This is a genomic window from Mesorhizobium sp. P160219, assembly GCF_057786095.1.
In genome coordinates this window covers 6,532,977-6,550,116 of the sequence record NZ_JBYNWG010000001.1, presented here as the reverse complement: position 1 = coordinate 6,550,116, position 17,140 = coordinate 6,532,977, and the positions used below count along the sequence as shown (strand labels likewise).

Sequence of the window (17,140 nt, the reverse complement as noted above, 5' to 3'; positions counted from 1 at the left end):
CCTGTGGGCAAGCCTCAGGCCGGGGAGGGCTCAATGGCTTCGGGGCGCGGCATCAGCTTTTGCTCCAGCACTTCTTGCACGATGCCGCGGGCGATTTCGCGTTCACCCATGATGACGGTGTCGGCGCCGAGCCCCATCAGGTGCTCGACCTCGGCATCGGAATGGGCCCGCGCGATGACGTTGATGCCGGGGTTGGCGGCGCGCGCCCTGAGCACGATCTGCCCGGCCTCGAACGCGTTGGGGATGGCAAGGATCAAGCGTTTGGCCCCCTGCGGATTGGCGGCGGCAAACACGCTCGCGCTGGCCGCATTGCCGGAGACGATTTCGACGCCGTCGTCTCTGAGCCTCGCCAGCGTCTTGTCGGCGTCCTCGATGACCAGGAAGGGCAGCGATGCCTGTTTCAGCGCCGCGCCGACCAGGCTGCCGACGCGGCCGTAGCCGACCAGGATGGTGTGGCCCGAAAGCGTTGTGCGTGGCGGCGGGCCGTCCTCTTTGGCAGCAGCGGCCACCGAGGCCACTTGTCCGGGCTGCGTCGCCGGGCCGACCGGCTTGGCCTCTTCCGGTGGTGCTGCCTTGGCGGCGCGCGCGTCCAGCCATGGCTTCATCCAGTCGAGGGCGAGGAACATCAGCGGATTGACCAGGATCGACAGGATGGCGCCTGCCAGGATCAGGTCGCGTCCCTGTTGCGGCAACAGCTTCAGGCCGACGCCGAGCTCCGCCAGGATGAAGGAGAACTCGCCGATCTGCGCGAGGCTGGCCGAGATCATCAAGGCGGTTCCCAGCGGATAGCGGAAGGCGATGACGATAACGAAGGCGGCCAGCGACTTGCCGATGACGATGATGGCCAGCGTCGCCAGGATCGGCCAGCCATTGCTCATCAGGCTGAACGGATCGAACAGCATGCCGACCGAGACGAAGAACAGCACCGAGAAGGCGTCGCGCAGCGGCAGTGATTCCTCCGCCGCGCGGTGGCTGAGCTCGGATTCGCTCATGATCATGCCGGCGAAGAAGGCACCGAGCGCCAGCGAGACGCCGAACAGTTTGGCGGCGCCGAAGGCGACGCCGAGCGCGATCGCCAGCACCGCCAGCCGGAACAGTTCGCGCGAGCCGGTATGGGCGACGTAATGCAGGATCCACGGAATGACGCGGCGGCCAACCACCAGCATGACGATGACGAAGGCGACGACCTTGGCCAGCGTGAGGCCGACGACGCCCCAGATGCCGTAGCTGGCCGGCAGCGACAAAAGGCTCGCATGGTCATCGACCTGCGGCTGGCCGCCGAGCACGCCGGCCAACGCCGGCAAAAGCACCAGCGCCAGCACCATGGCGAGGTCCTCGACGATCAGCCAGCCGACGGCGATGCGGCCGCGCTCGGTCTCGATCAGCCGTCGCTCCTGCAACGCGCGCAACAGCACCACTGTGGACGCGACGGAAAGCGCCAGGCCGAAGACGAGGCCTGCGCCCATCGACCAGCCGAGCATCCATGCGAGGCCGGCGCCGAGCGCGGTGGCAAAGCCGATCTGGACGATGGCGCCGGGTACGGCGATGGCGCGGACGGAGAGAAGGTCCTTCAGCGAGAAATGCAGGCCGACGCCGAACATGAGCAGGATGACGCCGATTTCGGCCAACTCATTGGCAAGACCGGCATCGGCGACGAAACCCGGCGTGTTCGGTCCGACCAGTACGCCGGCGACGAGGTAGCCGACCAGCGGCGGGATGCGAAAACGGTTGGCGAGCGCCCCGAAGATGAATGCCAGCCCCAGACCGGCGACGATGGTGGCGATAAGGGGCGTGTCATGCGGCATTGTCTATGGAGCGCCTTTCGGGAAATGTCGGGTGTGCGCCGCCCGAAGCCGCCGCCTTTTTCAATATGGTGGAGGGGGTGCGGGCGACGCAACCCGCAAGACGTAAATTGGTGGCCAGAGGCACCGAAAACGAAAGGCGCGCGCAGCAAAACCGCTGCGCGCGCCAATACCGAATGATCGATGCGTCACGCCGCCTGCAGCATGGCCTCGATATCGATCAGCGGGCGGTTGGTCAGGGTCTTTGGGATCTCCGCCTGCACCTTGTCGGTGACTTCCTTGTGCAGTTTCTTGCGCATGGTGCCGAGCACCAGCGGTGGCGCGACCAGCACGATGTCGTCGAAGATGCCGTGATGGGCGAGCTTGTAGAGCCGGTCCGCGATCTCTTCGGCAAAGCGTTCCTTGCCTTGCCGGTGCCAGTCGGTTTCCTCAACCGCGCTGCGATGCACGGAGGGGCCGTCATTGTAGCGGCCGGGACTGTCGCTGCCTTGTTCGCGCGTTGCCGGATTGTCCTGTTTCATCTCCTGGAAGAGCTGCAGGTTCGGATAGAGATTGTCGCCCTCGTTCTTCAGGAACAGCGCTTTCTCGCCATCGGCCACCATGACCAGAAGGCCATGTTTCAGGTTGATCTTGCTCATTTGCGCGCTCCTGTTTGAAGGTTCAAATCCAGCCGACGATTGTCTGTTACGGCAGGGGCAGAACGCGTGGCGAAGCGGGAACGTTCCACTTCGTTCGCCGAGATCGCACGCAGCCATATCAAGCCCGATCTATCGTCTATCGGAGCAATGTCCGGAGGTCACGGCTTTAATCTACTAAATTGGTAGAATTTAGAAAAAATAATTTTGCAGCTTGGCCGACTGCCGGATAAAAGAGCCGCAGAACAAAGCCTGCGGCAGCAGCTTGAATCCGCCTGATATGCGGATGTGGAATATTTTTCTCTTGGCCCTTTGGCTTGCGGAAAACCGATTGCCTCCCGTCAGGGGATGCGCGAGTGGGTTCCTTCAGCTTTTTCGCGTCCGCGCCTAAAACTGCCGAATTGTTCCGGAATCTGTTCGTCATGCCGCACACCAATCCCAAGCTCACCGCGTTCCCGGTCTTCATGCGGGTCGAAGGCGAAGCCGTGGCCATCGTCGGCGGCGGAGGCGAAGCGTTGGCCAAGGCGCGGCTACTTGATCAGTCGAGTGCTGTGCTTAGCATCATTGCCGATGTTGCCGACGCCGAATTGCTGAGCTTCATCGCCACGACCGGCGCCATCCGTATCGACGCCCCCTACGACGCCGCGCATCTCGAAGGCGCGGTCCTGGTGTTTGCCGCCAGCGGCGACGAGACGCTCGACCGCCGCGTCGCCCACGATGCGCGCCGCCTTGGCATTCCGGTCAATGCCGTCGACCGGCCGGAGCTATGCGATTTCTTCACCCCGGCGCTGGTCAACCGCGCCCCGGTCGCCATCGCCATCGGCACGGAAGGCGCGGGTCCGGTGCTGGCGCAGATGCTGCGCAGCCGCATCGACCGCATGCTGTCGCCGTCGCTCGGGCCGCTGGCAGCGCTTGCCGCCTCGTTCCGGGGTGCCGCCGAAAAGCTGCTGCCGAAAGGCAACGCCCGCCGCCAGTTCTGGAGCAGTTTTTTCCAGGGTGCACCGGCGCGCGCCGTCGAAGCCGGCGAGCTTTCGCAGGCGCATGACGCCGCCGCCGATCTGTTGCTGTCGAAGGCTCCGGCTTCGGGCCATATCGCGTTGGTTGGCGCCGGGCCAGGTGCTGAGGATCTTCTGACGCTGCGCGCGCATCGGCTTTTGATGGAAGCCGACGTCATCGTCTATGACGCGCTGGTGCCGGAGGCGATCGTCGCCATGGGCCGCCGCGACGCCGAGCGGCTGCCGGTCGGAAAACGCAAGGGATGCCACACCAAGAGCCAGGCCGAGATCAATGCGCTGCTGGTCGATCTCGGCAGGCAGGGCAAGCGCGTCGTGCGGCTGAAGTCGGGCGACCCGCTCGTGTTCGGCCGCGCCGGCGAGGAGATGGCCGCACTGCGCGATGCCGGCATCGCCTATGATGTCGTCCCCGGCGTCACCGCCGCCTTTGCCGCCGCCGCCGACTTCGAGCTGCCGCTGACGCTGCGCGGCGTCTCCTCGTCGATGGTGTTCACCACCGGCCATGATCTGAAGGGCAATTCGCTGCCGGATTGGGCCAAGCTCGCCATTTCCGGCGCCACCGTCGCCGTCTATATGGGCCGCTCGGTCGCCGCCGAAGTCGCCGGACGACTGATCGAGGCCGGCCTGTCGCCGGACACGGCGGTTGCCGTGGTCGAGAATGCCAGCTTGCAGAACCGCCGCCGTTTCCACGGCACACTGGCCGATTTGCCGTCGCTGGAAGAGCGCGCCGATCTGGCCGGTCCGGTGATGACCATCATCGGCGACGCGGTTGCCGGCGCCAACTTTGAACGTTCCGAGCCGCTCGCGGCCCATAACTATGAGGGCGCCGCCAACGCGGCCGACGCAGAGGTCGAGCCATGAAGATACTGACCGCAAACCGCCTCTCCGACGGCATCGCCGTCTGGTACGCCGATGGCGGCTGGGCCGAGACGGTCGACCATGCCGACCTTGCCCATGACCAAGCGGCAGAGGACAGGCTGGAAGCAATCGGCGCCAAGGCCAACGCCAACAATCAGGTTGTCGACGTCAATCTGATCGACGTTGAAGTCATCAATGGCGTCGTCGTGCCGGTACGCTTGCGCGAAAAGATCCGCGCCGCCGGCCCGACCATCCGGGAAGATCTGGGCAAGCAGGCTGCGCGGGCAGCGTAACAAAATACGGGCGGACGCGCCCTGAAAGACGAAACATGTACCGCTACGATGAGTTCGACCACGATTTTGTCCAGGCCCGCGTCGCCGAGTTCAGCGACCAGGTCGAACGCCGGCTGTCCGGCGAGATCACCGAGGATCAGTTCCGGCCGCTGCGGCTGATGAACGGCGTCTACCTGCAGCTGCACGCCTACATGCTGCGCATCGCGGTGCCCTATGGCACGCTGAACAGCGCGCAACTGCGCATGCTCGGCCACATCGCGCGCAAATACGACAAGGGCTACGGCCACTTCACCACGCGCCAGAACATCCAGTTCAACTGGCCGGCGCTGTCCGACATTCCGGCGATCCTGGCCGATCTCGCCAGCGTCGAGATGCATGCCATCCAGACCAGCGGCAATTGCATCCGCAACGTCACCGCCGATCACTTTGCCGGCGCCGCCGCCGACGAGGTCGCTGATCCGCGCCCCTATGCCGAGATCCTGCGGCAATGGTCGTCTGTGCATCCGGAATTCTCGTTCCTGCCGCGCAAGTTCAAGATCGCGGTGACCGGGGCCGAGCGCGACCGCGCCGCCATCCAGACGCATGATATCGGTCTGCATCTGAAGAAGAACGCCGCCGGCGAGCTCGGCTTTGCCGTCTATGTCGGTGGCGGCCAGGGCCGCACGCCGATGGTGGCGCGCAAGATCCGCGACTTCCTGCCGGAAGCCGACCTGCTGTCCTACTGCACGGCGATCCTGCGCGTGTACAACCTCTATGGCCGCCGCGACAACAAGTACAAGGCGCGCATCAAGATCCTCGTCCACGAGACCGGCGTCGAGGAAATCACCCGCCAGGTCGAGGCCGAATGGCAGGAGCTGAAGGACGCCGAGCTGAAGCTGCCGGAAGCCGACATCCGTGCCATCGACGCCTATTTCGCGCCGCCGGCACTGACCGCCCGGCCGGAAGGCGACGCGGCGATCAAGCTGGCGCGGCTCGATTCCAAAAGCTTCTCGGATTGGCTCGACCAGAATGTCGTGACCCATCGCCATCCCGACTATGCCGCGGTGACGATTTCGCTGAAAGGTATCGGCGAGGTGCCGGGCGATGCCACCGACAGCCAGATGGAAGCGGTCGCCGACATCGCCGAGAAATACGCGTTCGACGAACTGCGCGTCAGCCATGAGCAGAACCTGATCCTGCCGCATGTGGCGCGCGCCGATTTGAAAGCGGTCTACGACGCTTTGGTCGACATTGGCCTCGCGACGGCCAATTCCAACCTGATCAGCGACATCATCGCGTGCCCTGGCCTCGATTATTGCGCGCTGGCGACAGCGCGCTCGATCCCGATCGCGCAGGAGATTTCGCTTCGCTTCGCCTCGCTGGAGCGGCAGCGCGAGATCGGCGAATTGAAGCTGAAGATTTCCGGCTGCATCAATGCCTGCGGACATCACCATGTCGGCCATATCGGTATCCTCGGCGTCGAGAAGAAAGGCTCCGAACTCTACCAGGTGACGCTTGGCGGATCGGCCGACGAGAACACCTCGGTTGGCGAAATCATCGGCCGCGGCTTCTCTTCGGAAGAGATCACGGACGCCATCGAGCAGATCGTCGACACCTATCTCGGCCTTCGGCTCGGTCCCAGTGAACGTTTTATCGACGCCTACCGCCGTGTCGGTCCCGCGCCGTTCAAGGAGGCGCTCTATGCTGGCGAAACCAAGGCCGCTTGACCGCATCGTCGACGTCGACGACAGCATCGCCGCCAAAGCGGCGGGCTTCGACGCGCTGTATGGACATCTGAGCCCGCTCGACATCATCGAACGCGCGGCGAGCGAATTGTTTCATGACGAGATCGCCGCCGTGTCGTCCTTCGGCGCGGATTCCGCCGTCCTGCTGCATATGATCGCCAAGGTCGACCGCACGCTGCCGGTCATCTTCCTGGACACCGGCAAGCATTTCGAAGAGACGCTGGGCTATCGCGATGCGCTGGTCGCCGATTTCGGGCTGACCGACATCAGGGTGATCAAGCCCGAAGACGCGGCGCTCGAGCGGGTCGATCCGACCGGCAATCTGCACCAGAGCAATACCGATGCCTGCTGCGACGTGCGCAAGGTCGAGCCGCTGGCGCGCGGCGTCGCCCCCTTCCGCGCCTGGCTGACCGGCCGGAAGCGCTTCCAGGCGGCGACGCGAGCCGCGCTGCCGGTGTTCGAGGCGGTCGGCCCGCGCGTACGCGTCAATCCGCTGGCGCACTGGACGACATCCGACCAGGCTGACTACATGCGCGCGCATGCGCTGCGCGAAAATCCGCTGGTTGCGTACGGCTATCTGTCGATCGGCTGCTTCCCATGCACGCAGCCGGTGCAGCCGGGCGAGGATGCGCGAAGCGGACGCTGGGCCGGTCATGCCAAGACCGAGTGCGGCATCCATCTGTCGGGACTGGAAGTGTCGCTGACCGACGCATCCCTTTAAGCTATGGTGATATTCAGGTGAGGCTGGCCTGCAACGGCGGCTTCCGCTCGGAGGCCGCCGGTTTCGTGTGGACCGGCTTTCGCGGACTTTCGATTTTTAGGGCTTTAGGAATTTTCTATGACTGAACAGACCACAGCGGAGACCCGCCTCTGGACCCGGACGGGTTTTCGCGAAGACGAGTGGACACATGCCGAAAGTGCGGATGCACTGGCGGGCAATGGCCGCTTCATCCTGCCGTTGCAGGCATTTCTCGGCCTCGATGCCGAGGTGCGGCGCTCGGCCAAGGAGCGGCTGGGCGTCGCATTGCTGCCGGGCGACCAGCTGGAAAAGATCGTGGATCTGCTCGACCAGCTGTCGCTGGTGGCGCTGGCCTTTCCGGCCTTCAGCGACGGCCGCTCGTTTTCCAAGGGCGAATTGCTGCGCAGCCGCTACGATTTCGAGGGCGCGGTCCGCGCCACGGGCCAGGTGCTCGTCGACCAGCTGCCGCATATGCTGCGCCTCGGCTTCGACGAGTTCGAGATCTCCAACCCGGTTCTGCTGAAGCGCCTCGAAGAAGGCCGCACAGGCGGGCTGGGCCTTTACTATCAGCCGACCGAAGCGTCGGAGCCGAAGGGGCCGAAATACTCCTGGCGGCGCGTTCGCAACAGCTGACGCGACGGTAATTCCGCCTGTCTTTACAAAGACTGTGATCGGGCCTTCTCCTGGCTGTCCGGACGGAAATATCCGCGGGGCGCGAGGGAGGAATCGGCGCTCATCGGCGGCAACACCAATGCACCGTCCATCATGATCGCCGAAAAGGCGCCTGACATGATCAGGGCTGCAAGGTCTGGATGCGCGAGGAGCGCAAGGCTGCCTGAGCCGGTTTTTGGGAGATGCCGCCGCGCCTTCGGTGCGGCGGTTTTTTTCTTTGTCTTACGGAATTCCCAAGCGAAAGCCCGGAAAACCGCCTCACACTTTGCTGGAATTGCTTTTAGGCCAAGGCCCGCGCTTCGCGAAACGAGATCAGCTTGCGGCGGTTCTCGTCCCACAACGCCAGCTTGACGCAGCGCAGGCTGTCGAGGAGCGTGACGCGGCCGATGCCGCGCAGTTCGGGATAGTCGCGCAGCACTTCCTGCAGCCGGTAGCCCGGCACCTTGGCCGAGAGATGGTGCACGTGATGGACGCCGATATTGCCGGTGAACCAGTTCAGCACCGGCGGCAAATCATAATAGGACGAGCCGTGCAGGGCGGCACGCTGGAATTCCCACTCTTCGTCCTTCGCCCATTCCGTCTCCTCGAACTGGTGCTGGACGTAGAACAGCCAGATTCCGGCCGATCCGGCCAGGATCACGATCGGCAAATGGACGATCAGGAAAGCGCCGGGGCCGACCAGCCAGATAAGCAGCGCTGCCGCGACCGCGATGCCGAGATTGGTGGTCATCGACGACACCCAGGGCGTCAGGCCGCCGCGCATCATGCCGACCGGCAGCCTCTGCTCGAAGATGAACAGCCAGATCGGGCCAAGGCCGAACATCACCAGGGGATGGCGGTAGAGACGATAGGCAAGGCGTCCCCGCCAAGACAGCTGCCGGTATTCAGCAACCGTCAACGTCCTGATATCGCCCATGCCGCGCTCGTCAAGATTGCCGGCGCTGGCGTGATGGGTGGCGTGCGCGCGCCGCCAGCAATCGTAAGGGGTCAGCGTCAGCACGCCGAGCGCGCGGCCGATCCAGTCGTCGGCAGTGCGGTTGGCGAAGAAGGAGCCGTGGCCGCAATCGTGCTGGATCATAAAGATCCGCACCAGAAAACCGGCGGCCGGAAGGATCAGGATCAAGCCCCACCAGTGGCCATAGGAATAGGCTGCCGAAGACAGCGCCCACAGCGTAACGAAAGGAATAAGGGTGATGGCGAGTTCAAGAGTGCTGCGTCGCCGGTCGGGCTTCTTGTAGCGCGCCAGGATCTTCAACCAGGCGCGCTTGCTGTTGGCGGCCGTCTCGGGGGAAATCATGTTCATCAGGAAGCATAGGCGGGGCGTCCCGCTGCCGCAAGGAAAAGCTCACGCAAAATTACTGCGCGTAATTGTCGCGCGATAGCATCGCTATTGACGGCGTCGGCCGCCGGCCATGCTGGCTTCTATGCCGTCCAGCCGGTCGAGCAGGTCCCGGAAACGGGCGGGAATGTCGGCCTCGGTGCGGAAGGCCGGCAAGGTGCGCAAGAAGCGCGTCGTCGCCTCGGTGCCGAACTGGCGCCTGATGTCGGCGGCGAGCTCTTCGCTTCTGTTGCCAGTATTGCGGTCCATTGTCTCAAATCCTGTGTCGGTTTCAAAACTCCTCCAAGCTTTGAATGGTTCCCCATAGCGGGGTATTGGCAAGCAAAGGCTGCCGTTACGGTAAAGTTTGAATTAATTTTGAACGTCTTTGCGTCCCGCACCAAGTCCGACGGGCAGCCCGCAACATTGCCTGCTGTTGGGCGTCCTCCTGGGCTTGCCCCTTGATTTTTGGCCGCCAAACCTCGATATCGGGCGCGAATCCAAACCATTCGAATGACGGGAAATGGCGATGAGCGACCAGACAAAAGACGAACGCGCGCCCGAGGATATCGAAACGGCCGAGGCCGAGCGCACGCAAGGCGGCATCGACGGCGACTATGAAGCGCTGGTGCGGCTGCTGAAGGAAAACGAGGAGCTGAAGGACCGCGCGCTGCGCGTCGCGGCCGAGATGGAGAATCTGCGCCGCCGCACCGCCCGCGACGTGCATGATGCGCGCGCCTATGCGGTGGCCAATTTCGCCCGCGACATGCTGTCGGTGTCGGACAATCTGCGCCGCGCGCTCGATGCTATCCCCGCCGAGGCGAAAGCGGCCGGAGATGCCGGCTTCAAGGCGCTGATCGACGGCGTCGAGATCACCGAGCGCGCCATGCTGTCGACGCTGGAACGGCATGGGGTGAAGAAGCTTGAGCCAGAAGGTGAGAAGTTTGACCCGAATTTCCACCAGGCGATGTTCGAAGTGCCCAATCCCGATGTGCCGGCCAACACCGTCGTCCAGGTCGTGCAGCCGGGCTATTCGATCGGCGAGCGCGTGCTGCGGCCGGCCATGGTCGGGGTCGCCAAGGGCGGCCCCAAGATCGCGGCCACCGAAGCGCCGGTCGAGCCGGGGCCGGTGAACGAGCAGGCCGAGAAGGATGCGTGAATAGGGAAAAGGGAATAGGAATATGGAATAGGGAATAGGGAATAGGGAATAGGGAATAGGGAATAGGCAGGCGTATCAATCGCGCGGCTTCGTGTTATTCATACTTTCCCTAATTCCTAATCCCTACTGCCCAATCCCTACTGCCTCATGTCCCTGACGCCCATCGACCTCCTCGACTATGCCGGCGTCGCCGTCTTTGCCGCGACCGGGGCGTTGGCGGCTTCGCGCAAGCAGCTCGACATTATCGGCTTCCTGTTTCTGGCCAGCGTCACCGGCATTGGCGGCGGCACGCTTCGCGACGTCATCCTCAACCTGCCCGTCTTTTGGGTCGCCAACTCCGGCTATGTGCTGGTTTGCGCGGCGGTTGCGGTGCTGGTCTTCTTCATCGCTCACCGCGTCGAATCCCGCTGGAAATGGCTGCTTTGGCTCGACGCCATCGGATTGGCGGCCTTTTCGGTAATGGGCGCGGCCAAGGGGCTGGCCATCACCGGCTCGCCGGTCGTCTCCGTTGTTATGGGCGTGCTGACCGCTACGTTCGGCGGCATCCTGCGCGATCTGCTGGCCGGCGAGCCATCGGTGCTGCTCAGGCCCGAAATCTACGTCACCGCCGCACTCGCGGGCGCCGGCCTCTACACACTTGGCGATCTTGCCGGCCTGCCGCCGCTCGCCTCGGATATCACCGGCTTCGTCGCGGCTTTCCTGGTGCGCGGCGGCGCGCTGAAATTCGGCTGGACCTTTCCGTCCTACAAGAGCCGCCCGGGACGGCGACCGGAGGATATTCCATAGGGAGAGGGATTAGGGAATAGGGAATAGGGAATAGGGAATAGGGAATAGTCAGCAATTCGCGGCAGCCTTCACTACTGCCTACTGGCTACTGCCTACTGCCTCACGCCGCAAAGCGCTGCGCTTCCCCGCCATAATAGTTGACGTAGCGAGCGCCGATTTCCTTGACCGGCATCACCACGAACACATCGACGGTGGAGAACTCACGGTCGATGACGCAGCCGTCGCCGATGCGGGCGCCGACGCGCAGATAGCCCTTGACCAACGGCGGCATGGCCGCAATCGCCGCCTTGGCGTTGACCGCCTCGATCGGCATCAGGTCCATCGAGCAATAGCGCCCGGAGACCGCCCGCACATCCCAGGCGGAGTTGGTCCGGCAGTGATGGGCAAGGTAGGTGAGCGCCTCGGCATGCGCAGCCGGCACCGTGCCAGGGAACGAGGCACAACCGGTCATCACGCCGATCTCATAGTGGTTGATGTAGGCCCAGATGCCTTGCCACAGCGCCTCGATGGTGCGCTTCGAGCGGTATTCCGGCAGCACGCAGGAGCGGCCGAGCTCAAGGAAGCGCTGGCCGGGATGGCGGGCGATCAGCTTGGTCAGTTCGAACTCGCCTTCGGAATAGAAGCCGCCGGCGGTCGCCGCAATCTCTTGCCGCAGCAGGCGGTAAGTGCCGACGATGCGGCGATGCTCGGGGCCGGAGATCGAGGTGTCAAGCACCAGGAGATGGTCGCACAGCGGGTCGAAGCGGTCGGCGTCGCGCCGGTCCTGCGCCTGGAACAGGTCCTTCCTGGCGCCAAGCTCGTCATAAAACACCCGGTAGCGCACTTCCTGCGCGGCGGCGATCTCGGCCTCATTGCGGGCAAGCCGCACTTCGAGATTGCCGATACGGCCCAGCGGTGCGCCTGTTGCGACGGCATCGGCGTTCCGCGCGGCGAGCAAAGCGCCGCCTGCGCTGGGCCGAGTGTCACATTCCGGCATAACTGTATGCACGAGTGATTCTCCTTCGAGCCATCCCTCTTGGCACGGGGATACGGTGTAGGTGCAACAGGATTGTGACAGTACCGTGATACGGCGCGACGGGCAATACTTCGTCGGCTGGCGAAAACCCTCATTCGGCTACCTACGTGACGCGAGGATTGCGCCAGCGTCACCTTGAAGCGCGTCGCGCTGGGACGATTCACGCGACGCGCTTCAAGTCTTTGTTTTGTGCATGTCGTCTTCTCAAAACCGGGGCCATTTTCGAGCGACATGAATTCAGGCGGCCACCTGGCCCTCGACGGCATGGACCAGCGCGTCGGGATCGAGCGGCTTGGTGACAAAGCCGCTGGCGCCATGGGCGAGCACGGTGTGGCGAGTCTTTTCCTGGCTGTCGGCCGAAAGCACCATGATCGGAACCGGCGGCACAGCCATTTCCTCCTCGTGGCGGCGGATGGCGGCGATCGCGTCCAGCCCGTCCATGACCGGCATGTGCAAATCCATCAGCACCACATCGAAGCGATTTTTCAGCCCGGCTTCGGTCACCGCCTCGACCGCGGCCTTGCCATTGCCGACCACTTTCACGCGATGTCCCGCCTTCAAAAGCGTGGCGCGGGCAAGCATGGCGTTGATGTCGTTGTCTTCGGCGATCAGCACCGACAAACCTTGCTGGCGCCCGCCATGGGCACGAAGCGAGGACGCGCCGGTCTTTTCCGGCTTGGGCGGCGGCAAGGCAGGGGCATGACTGGTCAGCAGCACGCGCAGCAGGGTTTCGCCGCGCACCGGCCTCGCCAAGAAGGTGGCGTAGCCGCTGGTGCGGAATTCGCCAAGCATGCCGCGGTCGGTCGGCGCGATCAGCGTGATCGCCTCGCAATCGGCAAAGCCACTCTGGCGCAGGCGCTTGAGCAGTCTGCCGTCGCCGTCCTCCAGGGCCGCGTCGATCAACAGCACATCGCAATGTTCGGCGAAGGGCGTCGCCTGGGAAGCGGTTGCGGCGACGTCGACGGCGCCGCCATGGGCGCGGATGGTGCGGGCGATGGCGTCCGCCTCGACGGCGTTCTTCGACACGATCACGGCGCGCCGGCCGGCCAGGATGTTCTGCCGGTTCTGCGGTGCTTCGGTTGCTCCTGCGGCCGGGATCTCGAAGACGAATTCCGATCCCTCGCCAAGCCGGCTCGACACCGAAATGGCACCGCCCATGGCGGCGACCAGGCGCCTCGATATGGCCAGACCGAGGCCGGCGCCCCCATGGGTGCGGGTCGAGGTGCCGTCGGACTGTTCGAACTCCTCGAAGATGCGCTCCATATCCTCTTCGCGCAGGCCAGGGCCGGTGTCGGCGACGGTGAAGCAGATGCGGTCGCTGGTCTCGGTGCGGGCCCGTGCAACCGAAACCAGCACGCCGCCGGTGTCGGTGAACTTGATCGCATTGCCGATCAGGTTGAGCAGCACCTGCCTGACTCTTCCCGGATCGGCCATGATCATCTGTGGCACGTCGGGCTCGACATGACAGCCGAGGCCGATGTTCTTGGCGAAGGCTTTCGCCGCCATCAGTTCGATGATGTTGTCGGCGATTTCGCGCAGCGATGTCGGCTGCGGCTCCGGGTCGAAACGGCCGGCCTCTATCTTGGAATAGTCGAGCAAATCCTCGATGAGCGCCAAAAGCGCGCTGGCCGAGGTCGAGACGGCGCCGACATAGGTGCGCTGCTCGGGCGACAGATTGGTGTCGGCCAGTAGCTTGGCCATGCCCATGATGCCGTTCATCGGCGTGCGGATCTCATGGCTGACGGTGGCGAGGAAGCGCGACTTGGCCTGGCTGGCATATTCGGCGCGCTCGCGCGCGGTGATCAGCGAGGATTCGGCGCGTTTGCGCGCGGTGATGTCGCGGGCAATCGCCCGGTGCGAGACGGCGCCGCTATCCTTGTCGCGTACCGACAGTTCGATCCACGAGAACCAGCGCGGACCGTTCGGCGTGCGGATGGAGACGTCGGTGGAACTCAGGCATTCGTGATCCGAAAAGGCGGCGTCGGGAACGATACCGACATCGATGCCGAGGTCGGCCAGAGTCCTGCCGGCAAGGTCGCGTTGGTCGGTTCCGACGAGGCTGGCGAAAACCTTGTTGGCGTAGACGATGTGGCCGTCGCGGTCGCGGTGGACGACGAGATCGCCGAGCGCATCGATCAGCCCGCGAAAACGCTCCTCGCTCTCCTGCATCTCCCACATGCGGTCGGCCAGCGTCTCGATTTCGGCGCGGCTACGGGCCGCGGTTTCGTCGAGCAAGGCCGCCGCGCGGCGGACGGTGCGCCGGCTGCGCAGGTGCATGGCGACGCCGGCAAGGCCTGTTGCCAGCAGGCCGAGGGTGATGAAGATCGGCGCACCGGTGAGGTGGGAGAGGCCCGCCAGCACGACACTGGCGACCACCGTCAGGAACGGCAGGCCCTCGGACGTGGCGCGCGGCAAATCCGGCGCCAGCGGCGGCGGCGCAACACGCTGCCGCTTCGCCGTCGCCGGACTCGGCCCGTCGACGCTTTCGGCACGGCTCTTCTCTTTCCTGGCGGACTCCGCGATCATGCGGAACTCCTTGCCAGATAGAGATTATGGAAAAGCGCGGCGGATCGTTCGAATTTTAGCGGTCATGCATTTTTGGCGGTTTTCCGCATCGCCTGATCTTTTCCGAAACCTGATTCCCTTCGGGATCATGCTTCGGGAGCCTCACATATCGACAACCACGCGGCCCCTGATCTTGCCCTCGACGATGTCATGGGCGGCGGTGATGATGCCGTCGAAGCCGATGGTCGTCGAGAGGCCGGCGAGCTTCTTGAGATCAAGATCGCTGCCGATGCGGCGCCAGGCTTCCAGCCGCACAGCCTTTGGCGCCATCACTGAATCGATGCCGAGCAGCGAGACGCCGCGCAGGATGAACGGGGCGACGCTCGACGGCAGATCCATGCCACCCGCCAGGCCGCAGGCGGCGACCGCGCCGCCATAGGCAGTCATCGACAGCACATTGGCCAGCGTGTGGCTGCCGACGGCATCGATGCCGCCGGCCCAGCGCTCCTTGGCCAGCGGCTTGGCCGGCTGGGAGAGTTCCTCACGCGAAATCACTTCGGCGGCACCGAGGTCGATCAGATAGGGGCTCTCGGCGTTGCGGCCGGTCGAGGCGATGACGTGATAGCCAAGGCTGGACAGGATCGAGACCGCGACCGACCCAACGCCGCCGGCCGCACCCGTCACCACCACCGGGCCGCGATCCGGCAGGATGCCGTGCCGCTCCAGCGCCATGACGCTGAGCATGGCCGTATAGCCGGCGGTGCCGACCGCCATCGCATCGTGCGCGCTGATGCCGTCGGGCAACGGCACCAGCCAGTCGCCGTTGACGCGCGCGCGCCCGGCATAGGCGCCGAAATGCGTCTCGCCGACGCCCCAGCCATTGAGGATGACCTTGTCGCCCTTGCGCCAGTCGGCATGCGATGAGGAGAGGACGGTTCCGGCGAAATCGATGCCCGGCACCAGCGGCCAGCGGCGGATCACTGGCGCTTTCCCAGTGATGGCCAGCCCGTCCTTGTAGTTGACCGTCGTCGCCTCGACGGCGACAGTGACGTCGCCTTCCATCAGATCGGCTTCGCCGAAATCGACGACCTCCACCGACTGTTTCTTTTCGGCGTCGCGCGAAACGAGGATGGCTTTGAAGGTTTCAGGCATCTCTTCTCCTCGGCTTCGCAAAGGCTGGCGGTCGGCATTGGCTGGCTCTGGCCGAACTGTGCGGCGACCGTCCGGCGAGGTCAATTGGTCAAAAGAGTCGGGCCGTCAGGCTTCTGGGCCTTGCGGCTTGGCCTCGCGCCGCCAGCCGATGAACTCGTCGAAGACGACCAGCGCCGCGCCGACCGAAATGAAGGCATCGGCAAGGTTGAAGACGGCGAAGGACCATACCGGCGTGTGGAACAATATATAGTCGATGACGTGGCCGTAGACGGCGCGGTCGATCAGATTGCCGATCGCGCCGCCGATGATCAGGGCAAAGCCGATGCGGGCCAGCACATGGCCGGAGGGCGTGCGCGTCGCCAGATAAAGCACGAAGGCAACGACCACGACCGCGATGACGACCAGGCCGGTGTCGCCGAAGGACGAGAACATCGAGAAGGCGATGCCGGTATTGTAGGTGCGAAACAGCGCCAGGAATGGCACCAGGTCGAGCTTTTCCTGGAAGACGAGGCCGGTCTCGATCAGATGCTTTATCCACTGGTCTAGCGCGATTGCCACCACCACCAGCAGCGCATAGGGAGACCATGATTTCACGATGTGGCGTCCTCGGGGGCAAGTTTCAGCGCGCCGCGCCGGATCTCGAACAGCATGATTCCGGTGGCGACCGCCAAATTGAGTAAATCGGCGCGGCCGGCCTGCGGAATCCGCAGCAGCCGGTCGCAGCTTTCCGCCAGATTGTCGGGCAGGCCCTGCTGCTCATTGCCCATCATCAAGAGCACCGGTCCTCGGGAGAAATCGACCGAGCGGTAGTCGACCGCACCCTTCAGATGGGTGCCGACCACCAGGCCCGAGAAGCTGTTTCGCCAAGCCAGAAATGCTTCCGGCGTCGCCTTGGTCACCGGCACGGCGAAGATCGAGCCCATGGTGGCGCGCACGGTCTCGACAGAAAAAGGATCGGTAGTCTCGCCGACCAGGATGACGCCCCTGGCGCCCACGGCATCGACGGTGCGGATGACGGTGCCGAGATTGCCGGGATCGCGCACCCGGTCGAGCGCCATCCAGACGTCGCCGTCGTGAGCGCGGATGTCTCTTAGCGGCAGCAGTTTTTGCCGGAAGACGCCGACCACCATTTGCGGATTGTCGCGGCGGGTGATGGCGCCCAGCACTTTTTCGGACACTTCGAGCACGGTGCCGCCGGCGGCAACCGTGCGCGCAGCCACCTTTTCGACCGCCGCATTGCCGCGTCCGGCCTTGGCGAAAACCAGCGTCCTGATCGACCAGCCGAGGTCGAGGGCGTCGATGACCAGCTTCAGCCCTTCGGCCATGAAGGCGTTCTGCTGGTCGCGGAATTTCTTCTGGGCGAGCGCCTTGATGTCCTTGATCAGCGGATTGGCAAGGCTGGTGACTTCCTTGACCTGCCCGGGCGCACCTGCGTGCCGCTCATTCATTCGGGACTCCCGGGCCTTCAG

At 64.3% G+C, this 17,140-nt stretch carries 17 protein-coding genes; 7 read left to right on the top strand and 10 right to left on the bottom strand.

Annotated elements, in window-relative coordinates; genetic code table 11:
- Window positions 1-14: 14 nt before the first annotated feature.
- The 3 genes from AC3EMP_RS31745 to AC3EMP_RS31735 form a co-directional block, all read right to left on the bottom strand.
- Window positions 15-1,805: a cation:proton antiporter domain-containing protein gene (locus AC3EMP_RS31745; protein ID WP_023828328.1), complete on the bottom strand. Its 1,791-nt coding sequence runs from the start codon at window positions 1,803-1,805 to the stop codon at window positions 15-17.
- A gap of 185 nt (window positions 1,806-1,990) precedes the next feature.
- Window positions 1,991-2,440 carry a baeRF12 domain-containing protein gene (locus AC3EMP_RS31740; protein ID WP_023669773.1) on the bottom strand — a complete coding sequence of 150 codons (450 nt, stop codon included), beginning with the start codon at window positions 2,438-2,440 and terminating at the stop codon, window positions 1,991-1,993.
- 166 nt (window positions 2,441-2,606) lie between these two features.
- Window positions 2,607-2,861, bottom strand: coding sequence for a hypothetical protein (locus tag AC3EMP_RS31735; RefSeq protein ID WP_155923978.1), 255 nt, complete (start codon window positions 2,859-2,861; stop codon window positions 2,607-2,609).
- Between AC3EMP_RS31735 and cysG the strand changes: the two genes are divergently transcribed.
- The 5 genes from cysG (at window position 2,860) to AC3EMP_RS31710 (ending at window position 7,697) form a co-directional block, all read left to right on the top strand.
- Window positions 2,860-4,311, top strand: a complete 1,452-nt coding sequence (gene cysG, locus AC3EMP_RS31730; RefSeq protein ID WP_352597571.1) for a siroheme synthase CysG — start codon at window positions 2,860-2,862, stop codon at window positions 4,309-4,311. The two genes, AC3EMP_RS31735 and cysG, sit on opposite strands and share 2 nt — an antisense overlap.
- Window positions 4,308-4,601, top strand: coding sequence for a DUF2849 domain-containing protein (locus AC3EMP_RS31725; RefSeq protein ID WP_023669771.1), 294 nt, complete (start codon window positions 4,308-4,310; stop codon window positions 4,599-4,601). Before cysG ends, AC3EMP_RS31725 begins: the two co-directional genes overlap by 4 nt.
- A gap of 35 nt (window positions 4,602-4,636) precedes the next feature.
- Window positions 4,637-6,307 (top strand): nitrite/sulfite reductase, encoded by a 1,671-nt coding sequence (locus tag AC3EMP_RS31720; RefSeq protein WP_023683051.1) that lies wholly within the window; start codon window positions 4,637-4,639, stop codon window positions 6,305-6,307.
- Window positions 6,282-7,046 (top strand): phosphoadenylyl-sulfate reductase, encoded by a 765-nt coding sequence (locus AC3EMP_RS31715; protein WP_352624860.1) that lies wholly within the window; start codon window positions 6,282-6,284, stop codon window positions 7,044-7,046. The genes AC3EMP_RS31720 and AC3EMP_RS31715 overlap by 26 nt, the downstream gene beginning before the upstream one ends.
- Before the next feature lie 117 nt (window positions 7,047-7,163).
- A complete protein-coding gene (locus AC3EMP_RS31710) occupies window positions 7,164-7,697 on the top strand; it encodes a DUF934 domain-containing protein (RefSeq protein ID WP_023669768.1) in 534 nt (177 codons plus the stop codon).
- A 319-nt stretch (window positions 7,698-8,016) separates the two neighbouring features.
- On the opposite strand, the gene AC3EMP_RS31705 is transcribed toward AC3EMP_RS31710, so the two are convergent.
- On the bottom strand, window positions 8,017-9,039 hold the full coding sequence (locus AC3EMP_RS31705; protein WP_023691976.1) for a fatty acid desaturase: 1,023 nt from the start codon (window positions 9,037-9,039) through the stop codon (window positions 8,017-8,019).
- A gap of 84 nt (window positions 9,040-9,123) precedes the next feature.
- Window positions 9,124-9,324: a hypothetical protein gene (locus AC3EMP_RS31700; protein ID WP_023683054.1), complete on the bottom strand. Its 201-nt coding sequence runs from the start codon at window positions 9,322-9,324 to the stop codon at window positions 9,124-9,126.
- A gap of 259 nt (window positions 9,325-9,583) precedes the next feature.
- Here AC3EMP_RS31700 and grpE point away from each other — a divergent pair, with 259 nt between their 5' ends.
- The gene (grpE, locus tag AC3EMP_RS31695) at window positions 9,584-10,213 is read left to right on the top strand and encodes a nucleotide exchange factor GrpE (RefSeq protein WP_023691975.1); all 630 of its coding nucleotides are present in this window, start codon (window positions 9,584-9,586) and stop codon (window positions 10,211-10,213) included.
- Window positions 10,214-10,366: 153 nt separating this feature from the next.
- Window positions 10,367-10,999, top strand: a complete 633-nt coding sequence (locus AC3EMP_RS31690; RefSeq protein ID WP_023735119.1) for a trimeric intracellular cation channel family protein — start codon at window positions 10,367-10,369, stop codon at window positions 10,997-10,999.
- A 100-nt stretch (window positions 11,000-11,099) separates the two neighbouring features.
- On the opposite strand, the gene olsB is transcribed toward AC3EMP_RS31690, so the two are convergent.
- The 5 genes from olsB to AC3EMP_RS31665 all read right to left on the bottom strand — a co-directional run bounded on the left by olsB (window position 11,100) and on the right by AC3EMP_RS31665 (window position 17,119).
- A complete protein-coding gene (gene olsB, locus AC3EMP_RS31685) occupies window positions 11,100-11,975 on the bottom strand; it encodes a l-ornithine N(alpha)-acyltransferase (protein WP_023683057.1) in 876 nt (291 codons plus the stop codon).
- Window positions 11,976-12,251: 276 nt separating this feature from the next.
- Entirely contained in the window at window positions 12,252-14,540 is a 2,289-nt protein-coding gene (locus AC3EMP_RS31680; protein ID WP_352498289.1) for a response regulator, read from the bottom strand.
- A gap of 141 nt (window positions 14,541-14,681) precedes the next feature.
- Entirely contained in the window at window positions 14,682-15,671 is a 990-nt protein-coding gene (gene acuI / locus AC3EMP_RS31675) for an acrylyl-CoA reductase (NADPH) (protein WP_352543204.1), read from the bottom strand.
- A 105-nt stretch (window positions 15,672-15,776) separates the two neighbouring features.
- Window positions 15,777-16,265: a signal peptidase II gene (gene lspA, locus AC3EMP_RS31670; protein ID WP_023669760.1), complete on the bottom strand. Its 489-nt coding sequence runs from the start codon at window positions 16,263-16,265 to the stop codon at window positions 15,777-15,779.
- The gene (locus tag AC3EMP_RS31665; protein ID WP_488494717.1) at window positions 16,262-17,119 is read right to left on the bottom strand and encodes a TrmH family RNA methyltransferase; all 858 of its coding nucleotides are present in this window, start codon (window positions 17,117-17,119) and stop codon (window positions 16,262-16,264) included. Before AC3EMP_RS31665 ends, lspA begins: the two co-directional genes overlap by 4 nt.
- Between the last annotated feature and the right edge of the window lie 21 nt (window positions 17,120-17,140).